This is a genomic window from Amycolatopsis sp. ATCC 39116 (assembly GCF_000231075.2).
GTDB lineage: Bacteria > Actinomycetota > Actinomycetes > Mycobacteriales > Pseudonocardiaceae > Amycolatopsis_E > Amycolatopsis_E tucumanensis.
Genome location: NZ_AFWY03000054.1, coordinates 39,456 through 53,254 on the forward strand (window position 1 = coordinate 39,456; position 13,799 = coordinate 53,254).

Annotated in this window: 10 protein-coding genes; 8 read left to right on the top strand and 2 right to left on the bottom strand. The window is 72.1% G+C overall.

Features of this window, described 5'->3' with window-relative positions; genetic code table 11:
• The first annotated feature begins 31 nt into the window (after positions 1 to 31).
• From AMY39116_RS0334755 to AMY39116_RS0334805, 7 genes are all read left to right on the top strand, one after another.
• Positions 32 to 1,192, top strand: coding sequence for an ADP-ribosylglycohydrolase family protein (locus AMY39116_RS0334755; protein WP_235716274.1), 1,161 nt, complete (start codon positions 32 to 34; stop codon positions 1,190 to 1,192).
• Between the two features lie 44 nt (positions 1,193 to 1,236).
• Positions 1,237 to 1,359 (top strand): hypothetical protein, encoded by a 123-nt coding sequence (locus tag AMY39116_RS47955; protein ID WP_255346914.1) that lies wholly within the window; start codon positions 1,237 to 1,239, stop codon positions 1,357 to 1,359.
• Positions 1,356 to 2,684 (top strand): ADP-ribosylglycohydrolase family protein, encoded by a 1,329-nt coding sequence (locus AMY39116_RS0334765; protein ID WP_020422205.1) that lies wholly within the window; start codon positions 1,356 to 1,358, stop codon positions 2,682 to 2,684. Before AMY39116_RS47955 ends, AMY39116_RS0334765 begins: the two co-directional genes overlap by 4 nt.
• Positions 2,681 to 3,574, top strand: a complete 894-nt coding sequence (locus AMY39116_RS0334770) for a ribokinase (protein ID WP_020422206.1) — start codon at positions 2,681 to 2,683, stop codon at positions 3,572 to 3,574. Before AMY39116_RS0334765 ends, AMY39116_RS0334770 begins: the two co-directional genes overlap by 4 nt.
• On the top strand, positions 3,571 to 5,493 hold the full coding sequence (locus AMY39116_RS0334775; protein ID WP_020422207.1) for an SUMF1/EgtB/PvdO family nonheme iron enzyme: 1,923 nt from the start codon (positions 3,571 to 3,573) through the stop codon (positions 5,491 to 5,493). Before AMY39116_RS0334770 ends, AMY39116_RS0334775 begins: the two co-directional genes overlap by 4 nt.
• A complete protein-coding gene (locus AMY39116_RS0334780) occupies positions 5,490 to 6,698 on the top strand; it encodes a CaiB/BaiF CoA-transferase family protein (protein WP_020422208.1) in 1,209 nt (402 codons plus the stop codon). Before AMY39116_RS0334775 ends, AMY39116_RS0334780 begins: the two co-directional genes overlap by 4 nt.
• Positions 6,699 to 7,138: 440 nt before the next feature.
• A complete protein-coding gene (locus tag AMY39116_RS0334805) occupies positions 7,139 to 7,981 on the top strand; it encodes a CoA ester lyase (protein ID WP_020422213.1) in 843 nt (280 codons plus the stop codon).
• Between the two features lie 216 nt (positions 7,982 to 8,197).
• On the opposite strand, the gene dnaE is transcribed toward AMY39116_RS0334805, so the two are convergent.
• Positions 8,198 to 11,695: a DNA polymerase III subunit alpha gene (dnaE, locus tag AMY39116_RS0334810; RefSeq protein ID WP_020422214.1), complete on the bottom strand. Its 3,498-nt coding sequence runs from the start codon at positions 11,693 to 11,695 to the stop codon at positions 8,198 to 8,200.
• Between the two features lie 120 nt (positions 11,696 to 11,815).
• Positions 11,816 to 12,454: an HD domain-containing protein gene (locus tag AMY39116_RS0334815; protein WP_020422215.1), complete on the bottom strand. Its 639-nt coding sequence runs from the start codon at positions 12,452 to 12,454 to the stop codon at positions 11,816 to 11,818.
• 104 nt (positions 12,455 to 12,558) lie between these two features.
• On the opposite strand from AMY39116_RS0334815, the gene AMY39116_RS0334820 reads away from it, so the two are divergent.
• The gene (locus tag AMY39116_RS0334820) at positions 12,559 to 13,512 is read left to right on the top strand and encodes a GlxA family transcriptional regulator (protein WP_235716275.1); all 954 of its coding nucleotides are present in this window, start codon (positions 12,559 to 12,561) and stop codon (positions 13,510 to 13,512) included.
• The last annotated feature ends 287 nt before the right edge of the window (positions 13,513 to 13,799 follow it).

Sequence of the window (13,799 nt, forward strand, 5' to 3'; positions counted from 1 at the left end):
CCGGACCATCTGGAAGGGAAACGTGAAGCCGGTGACCTGGCTGGAAGACCGAGCGGTGGCGGTGATCACCGGGGCGGCCGTGGGGGACGCGCTGGGTGGCGCCACCGAGGGGTGGACCCCGGAACAGATCGAGGAGCGCCACGGCGGCCGGGTGACCGGCATCGTCGGGCCGTGGTTCCCGAACTGGCGGGAGGCGCGCCCGATCGCGCCGTACCACAAGGGGGACGGGCACGTCACCGACGACACCCTGATGACCCGCGCGCTCGTCGAGGTGTACGCGAAGCGCCGCGCGCACCTCGACGCGTACGCGATGGCGGAGGACCTGGTGCCGCTGATGATCGGCGAACCCAGGTGGGTGCCCGAGCTGGAGTCGACCGCGCTGCTGCTGCAGCGGGTGTTCCTGGCGGAGAAGTGGATCGTCGCCCGGCTGCACTACGGGCACGTCGACCCGCGGGAGGCCGGGGTCGGCAACGTCGTCAACTGCGGCGCCGCGATGTACGTGGCGCCGGTCGGGCTCGCCAACGCCGGGGACCCGCGCGGCGCCTACGCCGAGGCGATCGACCTGACCGGCGCCCACCAGTCCAGCTACGGCCGGGAGGCGGCCGGCGTGTTCGCGGCGATGGTCGCGGCGTCGGTCGCCCCCGGCGCGACGCTGGACGACGTGGTCGCCGCGGCGCTGGACCTCGCGCACGACGGCACCGCCGCCGCCCTCCGCGCCGTGGTGGACGCCTTCGACGGCTGGACTTCCGCACCGTCCAACGACGACGAGGAGCGGGAGCTGGCCCGGCTGATCCGGGACACAGTCGCGCCCTACGACTCGGTGGGGCCGCAGTACCGGCAGATGTCGATGGACGCGCGGCGCCCGTCGCGCACCAAGTCGATCGAGGAGCTGCCCGCCGCGCTCGGGTTCGTGCTCGGCCACCGCGGCGACTACCGCGGCGCGGTCCTGGGCGCGGTGAACTACGGCCGGGACGCCGACTCGATCGCGGTGATGGCGGGCGCGTTGTGCGCCGGTCTCGGTGGCACGGCGGTCGTGCCCGCCGACTGGATCGACGCGATCGGCGAGGCGAGCAGGATGGACCTCCGCGAAACCGGGCGGCTGATGGCCGCGGCGGCCGCGGACATCCTGAAGGCGGACCGGGAACGCGCACTGGCGCGGCTGCGGACGCTGGACGCGCTGGACCAGGCGTGACGGTGCGGGACGACATCAGCTGGGGGTTGTGTGAGGAGGGTGGCGTGACTGTGCGGCTGGAGTGGCGGGATCCGGTGGTGATCGCGCGGCCGGCGGGGCCGGTGAGTCGGCAGGTGGGCACGGCGCAGGCCGGGACGGCGCCGCGGCGGATGGGGGAGCGGTCGTGAGGCTGACCTGGGCGCAGCCCGAGGACCTGCTGGCCCACGAGCTGGTGCAGTCCGCCGCCGAGGGCCGGGACGTCACCGTTATCCGGGACCGCTGGGTCGCGGCCGGTGGCGACCCGGTGCCCGCGGTGAGCGGCGCCGGTCCGCGGCCGGCCACCCCGGAGCTGCGGGCGCTGGCCCGCGCCCTGCTCGACGAGCTGGCCGCGCTGCCCGCCACGCCGGCGCCGCACGAGCCGGACGACTGGGACGCCATCGCCGGGCTGCTGCCGCCCGCGCCGGAACTGCCCGGCGGCAGCGGGCGCGTGCTGGACGCGTGGACCGGCCGCGCCGCCGGGTGCCTGCTCGGCAAGCCGGTCGAGAAGATCCCCCGCGAGGGCATCGAGGAGATCCTGCGCGCCACCGGCCGCTGGCCGCTCGACCGCTGGTTCACCGCCGTCGGCCTGCCGGACGAGGTCGCCGCGCGGTGGCCGTGGAACCGCCGCTCCGCCCCGACCTCGCTGGCGGAGAACATCGACGGGATGCCGGAGGACGACGACCTCAACTACCCGATGCTCGCGCTCACGCTCCTGGAGCAGCGCGGCCGCGGGTTCACCACCGACGACGTCGCGCAGCTGTGGCTGGACAACCTCCCCGCCGGGCGGGTGTTCACCGCCGAGCGCGCCGCCTACCGCAACATCCTGGACGCCCGCCCGGTGCCGGAGACCGCCACGCACCACAACCCGTTCCGCGAGTGGATCGGCGCGCTCATCCGGACCGACGTGTTCGGCTGGGTCTCGCCGGGCGACGTGCGCGCCGCGGCCCGGATGGCGTGGACCGACGCCCGCCTGAGCCACACCCGCAACGGCATCTACGGCGCGATGTGGGCAGCCGCGCTCGCCTCGGCGTCGATGGTGTGCGGCACCGCCGACGAGGTGCTGGACGCGGCGGAAACCGTGATCCCGCCGGCCAGCCGGCTCGCGCAGGCCGTCCGGTTCGGACGGTCGCTGGCCGGTCTCGGCGTCGACGCGGGACTGGACCGCCTGCACGCCGAGTACGGGCACCTGCACTGGGTCCACGTCCTGAACAACGCGGCCGTCATCGCCTTCGCGCTGGCCAGGGGCGGCGGCGAGTTCGGCCCGAGCATTTCGATCGCGGTCACGGCGGGCTGGGACACCGACTCGGCGGCCGCTACTGTCGGCGGCGTCGTCGGCGCCCTGCACGGGGTGCCGGACCAGTGGGCGAAACCGCTGGACGACCGCATCGCGACCTCGCTGCCGGGCGGGGAGCAGCGCATCACCGACCTCGCGGCCCGCACGGCCGCCCTGACCGTGGAACGAGGTGCCGCATGACCGGGCAGGTCGTGGTCGTCGGCTCGGCCAACGTCGACCTCGTCGTCGACGTGCCGCGCCATCCGGGTGGCGGGGAGACGATCCTCGGCGGCGACCTGCGCCGCACCCCCGGTGGCAAGGGCGCGAACTCGGCTGTCGCCGCGGCGCGGGCCGGGGGAGCGGACACCACGTTCGTCGGCGCCCTGGGCCGCGACGAGTCCGCAGATCTGCTGCTGGCCTCCCTGGAGCGAGCCGGGGTCCGCGTCGACCTGGTGTCCCGTGTGGACGCTCCGACCGGGACCGCGCTCATCACCGTCTCCCCGGACGGCGAGAACGCCATCGTGGTCGCGCCCGGCGCGAACGCGCGCCTCGAACTGACCGCTGCCCAGGTCGAGCGGATCGCGCACGCCGACGTCGTGCTGGCGCAGCTGGAGATCCCGCTCGACATGGTCCGCGCGGCCGCCGCCGCGCGACGGCCGGGCGCCCGGATGGTGCTCAACGCGGCGCCGTCGCAAGACCTGCCCGATGACGTCTGGGCCGCGCTCGACCTGCTGATCGTCAACGAGTACGAGGCCGCCGACCTCGCGCACACCCAGGCCGCGCCAGAGGAGCTGGCCGCGGCGCTGCTGGAGCGGGTGCCCGCCGTGGTGATCACGCTCGGCGCTGAGGGATCCCTGGTGGCGCAACGGGACCGCGAGCCCGTGCGGGTGCCGGGCGTCAAGGTGGACGCGGTCGACACGACGGGCGCCGGGGACACCTTCTGCGGCGTGCTCGCGGCCGGGCTCGCCCGCGGACTGGACCTGGCCGGCGCCGCCCGGCTCGCCGGCGCCGCGGCCGCCCTCGCGGTCACCCGGCCCGGCGCGCAGGACGCCGTGCCCACCGTCGCGGAGGTCGAGGAGAGCGCGAAATGACCTACACGTTCGACCCGCTCGTGCCGCGCCCGATCGACCGGCCCACCGAGGTCCCGCTCGGCCCGCTCACCGAGGACCAGCTGGTCGCGCTGGACGAGGCGAAGATCTTCGCGGGCCCGGCGGATCCGGCCGACCGCCCGGCGTGGCGCGAGCGGCTGCGCGAGTGGCGCGCGGACGCCCAAGGGCGGCACGGCTACACCGGCGCGGCCTACGAGCGGCCCGGCGCGGCGTGGGCGGCGCGGTGCCGCACGGTCGCGCAGGTGTGGCTGTGGGACGAGCTGCTCTACGACTTCGAACAGGGCCGCTTCACGCCGGAGCGGTTCCTCGCCGACGCCCGGGAACGGTTCGCCGGCCTGGACGCCGTCGTGCTGTGGCACGCCTACCCGGTGATCGGCCTTGACGACCGCAACCAGTGGGACTTCTACCGCGACGTGCCCGGGCTGACGGATCTCGTGCGGCAGTTCCACGATGCGGGCCTGCACGTGTTCGTCGACTACAACCCGTGGGACGTCGGCACCCGCCGCGCCGGGGACGACCTCGAGGAGCTCGCGTCGCTGGTCGCCGACCTCGGCGCGGACGGCGTCTTCCTGGACACCCTCAAGAAGGCGGAACCCGAGTTCGTCGAGGCCCTGGAGCGGGCCAAGCCGGGGATCGTGCTGGAGGGCGAGTCGAAGCTGCCGGTCGAGCGGATCGAGGACCACGCGTCGTCATGGGCGCAGTTCTTCGCCGACTCGCCCGTGCCCGGCGTGCTGCGCGCGCACTGGTACGAGCGGCGGCACATGCAGCACCACGTCCGGCGCTGGCACCGCGACCACACCGAGGAACTCCAGTCGGCGTGGCTCAACGGCGTCGGCGTGATGGTGTGGGAGGTCGTCTTCGGCGTGTGGGTCGGCTGGTCGCGCCGGGACGCGGCGACCGTGCGGCGCATGGTGACCGTCCAGCGGGCGGCCGAGGACCTGCTGCTGCACGGCGAGTGGACGCCCCTGGCCGAACTCGCGCCCGGCGCGGAGGAGGCCGGGGTGTACGGCTCCCGCTGGGACCTCGGTGACCAGACACTGTGGACGGTCGTCAACCGGAGCGACGAGGACTACACCGGCCCGGTCGCGCCCGGAATCCCGTTGCTGGGTCCGGGTGTGCCCGCGCGAGGGATCGCCGCGTTCCTGCGGGCCGAGGCGGAACCCGCGTGGGTGAAGGAACTGCCGGACGTGCCGCACGATCCGGACGCCCGCTTCCCGCACCGCCTCGCCGTGCGCAAGCAGCCGGCCCGCAGCACCGGCACGCCCGACCCGGACGCGGTGGTCGTGCCCGCCGGACCGTACGTGCTGACCGTCCGCTACCGCGCCCGCGAGACCGGGATGTACCAGGGCGCGCCGTACGTCGACGAGTGGAAGCCGCTGCCGCCGCGGCTGCACGACGCGCGCACCCTCCAGCGTGACGGCGTGCTCGCGAACGCGGTGGCCGTCGCGGTGACCGAGGTGACCAACGCGCAGTTCACCGAGTTCCTGGAGCGGACCGGCTACCGGCCGGCGCAACCGCACCGGTTCCTCGCCTGGAACACCGACGCCGACGCGCCGGTGACCTACGTGGACCTCGACGACGCCCGCGCGTACTGCGCGTGGCGCGGCGGGCGGCTGCCCACCGAGGACGAATGGCAGCTCGCGGGCGAGAGCGGCCTGCTGCGCCGCGGCGAGCCCGCCGTGTGGAACTGGACCGAGAGCGAGCACTCCGACGGGCGCACCCGGTTCGTGATGCTCAAGGGCGGCTGCGACTACCGCGCCGAAGGCTCCGACTGGTACGTCGAAGGCGGCCGCCGCGACCCGGACTACAGCGTGAAGCTGCTCCTGCCCGGGCTCGGGCTGGCGCGCGGCGCGACCGTGGGGTTCCGCTGCGCCTGGGACCTGCCGGAGGTGACCGCGTGACCGTCTCCCGGGACCCCGCCGCCGGGGCGCTGGCCGGGTTGCGCGTCGTCGACGCCGCCACGCTGTTCGCCGGCCCGATGGCCGCGATGCACCTGGGCGACATGGGCGCCGAGGTGATCAAGGTCGAGCACCCCGGCCGTCCCGATCCGGCGCGCAACCACGGCGTCGCCAAGGACGGCGTCAACCTGTGGTGGAAGACGCTCGGCCGCAACAAGCGCACCATCACCGCCGACCTGGGAAAACCCGGCGGCCGCGAGGTGTTCCTGAAGCTGGCCGAGCGGTCGGACGTGATCATCGAGAACTTCCGGCCGGGCACGCTGGAGCGCTGGGACCTGGGCTACGACGAGCTGTCCGCGCGCAACCCGCGGCTCGTGCTCGCCCGCGTCACCGGGTTCGGGCAGATCGGCCCGTACCGGCGGCGGCCCGGGTTCGGCACGCTCGCGGAGGCGATGAGCGGGTTCGCCGCCGCCACCGGGGAACCGGACGGGCCGCCGACGCTGCCGCCGTTCGGGCTCGCCGATGGCATCGCCTCGCTGGCCACCGCGTACGCGATCATGGTGGCGCTGTCGGCGCGTGAGCGGACCGGGCGCGGTCAGGTCGTGGACACCGCGATCGTGGAGCCGATCCTGGCGATGCTCGGGCCGCAGATCACGCGGTGGGACCAGCTGCGCTCGGTGCAGCCGCGCACCGGCAACCGGTCGGTGAACAACGCGCCGCGGAACACCTACCGCACCGGCGACGGGCAGTGGGTCGCGGTGTCGACGTCGGCGCAGTCGATCGCCGAGCGCGTGATGCGGCTGGTCGGGAGGCCGGACCTGATCGACGAGCCGTGGTTCGCCAGCGGCGCCGAGCGCGCGAAGCACGCCGACGAGCTCGACGAGGCCGTGGGCGGGTGGATCGCGCGGCACACTCGCGACGAGGTGGTCGCCGAGTTCGAGGCCGCGCAGGCCGCGGTGGCGCCGATCTACGACGCCGAGGACATCGTCGAGGACCCGCAGTTCCGCGCCCTGGGCACGATCCACGAGATCGAGGACCCAGAGCTGGGGCCGACGCTCATGCAGGGGCCCATCTTCCGGCTGTCCGGCCACGACGGGGTCATCGCCCACACGGGCCGTGCGCACGGCGCGGACACCGACGAAGTGCTGGGGGAGCTGGGTTTCGCGCCGTCCGAGGTGGCGCGGTTGCGCGAGGAGGGTGCGGTGTGAGTGCGCCCGCGTTGACTCTGTTGCATGCGCCCGCAGACCGGGTCGTGAAGGTGCTGGGTTTCGCGTCGTCGGTGGTGGCGGGGTTGCGTGAGGGGGGTGCGGTGTGAGCGCGCCCGCGTTGACTCTGGTGCCGGCTGGCCGGCGGGACCGGGTGGGGAAGGTGCTGTTCGCGCCGTTGGTCGTGGCGCGGATGCGTGGGGAGGGTGCGGTGTGAGCGCCCCGGCGTTGACCTTGCTGTATGTGCCGGCCGATCGGCCGGACCGGGTGGCGAAGGCGCTGTTCGCGCCGTTGGTCGTGGCGCGGATGCGTGAGGAGGGTGTGGTGTGAGCGCGCCGGCGTTGACCCTTGCTGTACGTGCCCGCCGACCGGCGGGACCGGGTGGTGAAGGTGCTGGGTTTCGCGTCGTCGGTGGTGGTGCGGTTGCGTGAGGAGGGTGTGGTGTGAGCGCTCCGGCGTTGACCCTGCTGTATGTGCCGGCCGATCGGCCCGACCGGGTGGCGAAGGCGCTGGATTCGGCCGCCGACGTCGTGCTCGTGGACCTGGAGGACGCCGTCGCCCCGGCTCGCAAGGACGAGGCGCGAGCGAACGCGGTGCGGCTGCTGTCGGAGTCGCTCGCCCGCCGCGTGCAGGTGCGCATCAACCACGCGAGCACGCCGTGGCACACGGCGGACCTGGCGGCTCTGGCCGGTTTGCCGGTGGAGGTGGGCGCGCGGATCCCGAAGGTCGAGTCTGCGCAGGAGATCCACGCGCTGGCCGAGGCGTTGCCCGGCCGGGAGCTGCACCCGCTCATCGAATCCGCGCTCGGCGTCGAGCGGGCACTGGAGATCGCGACGGCGTCGGCGCAGGTCGCCTCCATCGGCCTCGGTGAAGCGGATCTGCGCTCCGACCTCGGGGTGACCGACGAGGCCGGGCTGACCTGGGCGCGCAGCCGGGTGGTCGTCGCCGCGCGCGCTGCCCGCCTGGTGCCGCCGGTGATGTCGGCCTACACCAACGTCCGCGACCTGGACGGGCTCGCCGCGTCCTGCCGCGCGGGGCGGGCGCTGGGGTTCCGCGGGCGCACCGCGATCCACCCGGCGCAGCTGGAGACCATCCGGGCCGCGTTCCTGCCCAGCGAACAGGAAGTCTCGCGGGCCCGCGAGGTGCTGTCCCGGCTGGACGACGCCACCGCGGCCGGCGTCGGGGCGATCGCCCTGACCGACGGCACCTTCCTCGACGTGGCGATGCTGGAGCAGGCCCGCACGGTGCTCGCACTCGCCGGGGAGCGGCCTGACGTCACTGCCTGATGGCTGGAATCGATTCCAGGAGGTTGGGGCAGGTGCGCACGGTTTTCCCTCGTGCTCGCTGGGGGAGCGGGCCGGGTGTCAGGGGGTGTGATGGCTGGCATCGCTCTCGCCTGGGGAACCGGCCTGACGTCAATACCTTATGGCTGGAATCGATTCCAGGAGGTTGGGGCAGGTGCGAACGGTTTCCCTCGCGCTCGCTGAGGGAGCGCCCGGACGTCAGAGCGTGATGCCTGGAATCGTTTTCAGCTCGCCGAGGAGCATCGGCGTCACCTCGACCGGGTAGTCGTACAGGGCGAACGTCTGCTCGCGGCGGCCCAGGAGCTTGACGTGCACGGGGGTGTCGCCGCGGTGGGCGAGTAGCGTTTGCTTGAGTTCCAGGACGACCGGCAGCGTGAGATTCTCCGGCCGGGCGCGCAGGACGAGCGGCGCCTCGCCCGGCTCGGACAGGTCCAGCGCCACCACCCCGCCGCCGAAGACGGACATCTTGTCCTCGCGCCAGTTGACGCGGCCTTTGACCAGGACGGCGTTGTCTTCGATGAGGTCGGCCTGGAACAGGGCGTAGGACTTGGGGAAGAACAGGACTTCCAGTGAGGCGTCCATGTCCTCGACCGTGCAGATGGCCCAGGGTTCGCCCTTCTTGTTGACCCTGCGCTCCAGTGAGGTGATCAGGCCGGAGATGACCAGCTCGCCTTCCTTGGGCGGGTTGTCCAGGATCGCGGCGATCGGGCGTGGGGCGTGTTTGCGCAGGATTCGTTCGGCGCCGTCCAGTGGGTGCGCGGACACGTACAGGCCGAGCATCTCCCGCTCGTAAGCGAGCAGCTGCTTGCGCGGCCACTCCTCGTCGCCGAACTTGAGGTGCGCCAGCGGCGACGACGAAGGCGCGGGCTCGGCGCCGAACAGGTCGAACTGCCCCATGGCTTCCTGGCGTTTCAGGGGCACGACCGCGTCGACCGCGTCCTCGTGGATCTGGCTCAGAGACAGGCGCGTGGCCCTGAGGGAGTCGAACGCGCCGGCTTTGATCAGTGATTCGATGACCCGTTTGTTGCAGGCCACCAGCTCCGACTTGTCGAGGAAGTCGGTGAAGGAGGAGTACTTGCCCTTCTCCTGGCGGGTCTTGATGATCGACTCCACGACGTTGGCGCCGACGTTGCGGACGGCGCCCATGCCGAAGCGGATGTCGTCGCCGACCGCGGCGAAGCGCTGGCCGGATTCGTTGACGTCCGGGGGCAGCACCTTGATGCCGAGGCGGCGGCACTCGGACAGGTAGACGGCGGACTTGTCCTTGTTGTCACCCACCGAGGTGAGCAGCGCGGCCATGTACTCCGCGGTGTAGTTCGCCTTCAGGTACGCCGTCCAGTAGCCGACGAGCGCGTACCCGGCGGCGTGCGACTTGTTGAAGGCGTACCCGGCGAAGGGCAGGATCGTGTCCCACAGCGCCTGAACGGCTTCACTGGAGAAACCGTTGGCACGCATGCCCGCGTGGAAGCCCTCGAACTCCTTCTCCAGCACGTCTTTCTTCTTCTTGCCCATCGCGCGGCGCAGAACATCCGCTCGGCCCATCGAGTAGCCGGCGACCTTCTGCGCGATGTGCATGATCTGCTCCTGGTACACGACCAGGCCGTGGGTCTCGGCGAGGATGTCGCGCAACGGTTCGGCGAGCTCGGGGTGGATCGGCTCGACGGGTTGCCTGCCGTTCTTGCGGTCGGCGTAGTTGTTGTGCGTGTTCATCGCCATCGGGCCGGGCCGGTAGAGGGCGTTGACCGCGACGATGTCCTCGAAATCGGTGGGGCGCATGCGGCGCAGCAGGTCCCGCATCGCACCGCCGTCCAGCTGGAAGACGCCGAGGCTGTCACCGCGTGCGAGGAGCTCGAACGTGGCGGCGTCGTCGGTGCGCAGGGTGTCCAGGTCGATGTCGATGCCGCGGTTGGCCTTGATGTTGTCGATGGCGTCGCCGATGACGGTGAGGTTGCGCAGGCCCAGGAAGTCCATCTTCAACAGGCCGATGGCCTCGCAGGACGGGTAGTCCCACCCGGTGATGATCGACCCGTCGTCGCGCTGCCAGAGCGGGATGGCGTCCATCAGCGGTTCGCTGGACATGATGACCGCGCAGGCGTGCACGCCCGCGTTGCGGATCAGGCCCTCCAGGCCGCGGGCGGTGTTGAAGATCGTGGAGACCTCTTCGTCGGTCTCGATCAGCGTGCGGACCTCGGCGGCCTCGCCGTAGCGCTCGTGCTGCGGGTCCACGATGCCGGACAGCGGGATGTCCTTCGCGGCCACCGGGGGCGGCAGGGCCTTCGAAATGCGGTCCGCGATCGCGTACCCGGCCTGTCCGAAGTGGACCCGGGCGGCATCCTTGATCGCGGCCTTCGTCTTGATGGTGCCGAACGTGATGACCTGCGCGATCCGGTCGGCGCCGTACTTCTCGGTGGCGTAGCGGATCATCTCGCCGCGGCGGCGGTCGTCGAAGTCCATGTCGATGTCCGGCATCGACACGCGTTCCGGGTTCAGGAAGCGTTCGAACAGCAGCCCGTGTTCGAGCGGGTCCAGATTGGTGATGCCCAGCGCGTAAGCGACCAGCGACCCGGCGGCGGAACCCCGGCCCGGGCCGACCCGGATGCCCGTGCGGCGCGCGTGCGCCATCAGGTCCGCGGTGATCAGGAAATAGCCGGGAAAACCTTTCTGGATGATGACGTCGAGTTCGTAGTCCGCCCGATCAAGGTAGGTCTGCGGGACCCCGCCGGGGAGACGCCAGTAGAGTCCGGCCCGCACCTCGTGACGCAACCAGCTCGCTTCGTCGTGGCCTTCGGGGACCTCGAAGACGGGCATGCGGTCTTTGTGGGTGTAGACGTCTTCGTAGGACTGGACGCGTTCGGCGATGAGCAGGGTGGAGTCGGCGGCGCCGGGGACTTCGGTGTCCCAGTACTCGCGCATCTCGGCGGCCGATTTCAGGTAGTAGCCGTCGCCGTCGAACTTGAACCGGTTCGGGTCGTTGAGGGTCTTGCCCGACTGCACGCACAGCAACGCCGAGTGCGAGTCGGCCTGGTCCTTGGTGACGTAGTGCGAGTCGTTGGTGGCCAGCGGTTTGAGGTCGAGCAGCTTGCCGATCTCCAGCAGCCCCTCGCGCACCGACCGCTCGATGGGCAGGCCGTGGTCCATCAGCTCCAGGAAGAAGTTGTCCGCCCCGAAGATGTCCTTGTAGTCGGAGGCGGCCTGGATGGCCTCGGCCTTCTGGCCCAGCCGCAACCGGGTCTGCACCTCACCCGAGGGGCAGCCGGTGGTGGCGATGATGCCGGAGGCGTTCTCCGCGATCAGCTCCCGGTCCATCCGCGGCTTGCGGTAGTAGCCCTGGATCGAGGCCAGCGACGACAGCTTGAACAGGTTGCGCAACCCCGTCGCGTTCTCCGCCAGCATCGTCATGTGCGTGTACGCACCACCACCGGACACGTCACCGCCCTGGTCCTGTCCCCAGAACACGGGCCGCTTCGTGAAGCGCGATTCGGGCGCGATGTAGGCCTCGATGCCGATGATCGGCTTGAGCCCGGCCTTGCGCGACTGCTGGTAGAACTCGTCCGCCCCGTACATGTTGCCGTGGTCGGTCATCCCGACCGCGGGCATGCCGAGACGACTCGCCTCGGCGAACAGCGGGGCGATCTTCGCCGCACCGTCGAGCATCGAGTACTCGGTGTGCACGTGCAGGTGGACGAAAGATCGCATCCCGCCAACTCCTCCTGGTCGGTTCCCGGCGGCGAGCATTGGACCCGACGCGCGGCCCGGCGGTCCAACAAACGACACGCGTCGCCGGACCACCGGTGGTTGTGGCAGGAGGTCACCGGGTCATTCCGGCCAGTCGTTGCGGAGGATCACCTCCACGAAGTCGATGTGCCGGTAGGCGGGGTCGACGTGTTCGAGGACGTCGGCGTTGACCGTGCCGAAGGTGGAGTCCGGGCGGTGCCGGAAGCCGTCGGCGAAGGCCTGGATGATGCGGCGCTTGAAGTCCGGGCGTGGGTGGGCCGCGACGACGGCCGCGAGGTCGGCATCGGCCAGCTTGTCCCGGCCGATGCCGAGCACGTCGGTCTCCACACCCGCGGTCACAAGGGCCACCTCGGGTTCCAGCCGCCACGGCACCTCGGGGGTGGTGTGCAGGGCGATGCCCTCCCACACCTTGCGCACGGAGTCCTCGGGCACGCCGTGGGATTCGAGGAAGCGGCGGGCCTCGTCGGCGCCGTCGAGTTCGAACCGCTGCGTCGCGCCCCGGTGCTTCTCGGTGAGGCCGAGGTCGTGGAACATCGCGCCGACGTAGAGCAGTTCCGGGTCGGCGGTGAGGCCGAGGCGGCGGCCCTGCAGTGAGCCGAACAGGAACACCCGGCGCGAGTGGTGGAACAGCAGGTCGTCGGTAGCGTCGCGGACCAGCTCGGTGGCTTCGGCGGCGAGCGCGGAGTCGGGGATGGTGATGCCGGCGATCACGGTGGTCATCGGTGGTGTCCTTTCTGGTCCCCTCGAGCGTCGCAGCGGCGGGGTTGCCTGCGCTCCTCGATTCGCGACGTACTCTCCACAGATCGGGACGTGTGGAGGTGCGCGTGCGGCGGCTGGCGCTACTGGTGTTCGACGAGGTGAAGCTGCTCGACGTGGCCGGGCCGAGCGAGGTGTTCGCCGAGGCCAACCGGTTCGGCGCGGACTACCGGCTGGTGCTGTGCTCGGTCGGCGGGCGGGACGTGTCGTCGTCGACCGGCATGCGGATCCCCGTCGACGCCGACGTTGCGGACACCGGGCCGCTGGACACGGCTCTGGTGATGGGCGGCGACGTGTTCCCCGCGCACGCCGTCCCGCCGGAACTGGCCGAGGCGGCGCGGACCATCGCGGGCCGGGCGAAGCGGATCGCGTCGATCTGCACGGGATCGTTCGTGCTCGCCGCGGCGGGACTGCTGGACGGCCGCCGGGCCACGACGCACTGGCAGCACGCCGCAACGCTGGCCCGCGCGCACCCGGCGATCCAGGTCGAGCCGGACGCGATCTTCGTGGAGGACGGGCCGGTGTTCACCTCCGCCGGGGTCACGGCAGGCATCGACCTGGCGCTGGCGCTGGTGGAGCGCGACCACGGGCCCGAGCTGGCCCGCCGCGTGGCGCGGTCGCTGGTGGTGTTCCTGCAGCGGCCCGGCGGGCAGTCGCAGTTCTCGCCGTCGCTGCGCGGCCCGGCCCCGAAGACCCCGCCACTACGCGCGGTGTGCGACGCGGTCGCGGCGGACCCGGCGGGGGACCACTCGCTGCCGAAGCTGGCCGCGCGGGCGGGCCTGAGCACCCGCCACCTGACGCGGCTCTTCCAGGAGGAACTGGGCACCACACCGGCCAAGTACGTGGAACTGATCCGCTTCGACGCGGCGAAGTCCCTGCTCGACGCGGGCCACCCGGTGACCGCCACGGCCTACGCGAGCGGCTTCGGCAGCGCCGAATCCCTGCGGCGCGTGTTCGTGCAGCACACGGGCGTCTCGCCGAGGGCCTACCAGCAACGGTTCCAGACGAGCCGCCGAACCTGAGGTGGTACGCGGACGAGTGGGCCTGCCCCGGCGGGTAGTGCACCGATGCGGGGCAGCGCGCCATCCCTCCGGAAGGCCGACCCGCTAGTCCTTCGCACCTCAGGTTCCAGCCGGCAACGCGCGCCGAAGCGTTGGTGGTCCGAGGCCTTGGCGGGCCGGACCACCCGCCGCCCCAGCGCGTTGCCCATGTTTCGGCGCGCGGTCCCGCACCGGAATGGCGGCCGGTGGCCGGATGCGCCAAACCCTCCGCAGGCCGGACCCGCGCCGCCCCGCGCGCTGCCCACTCC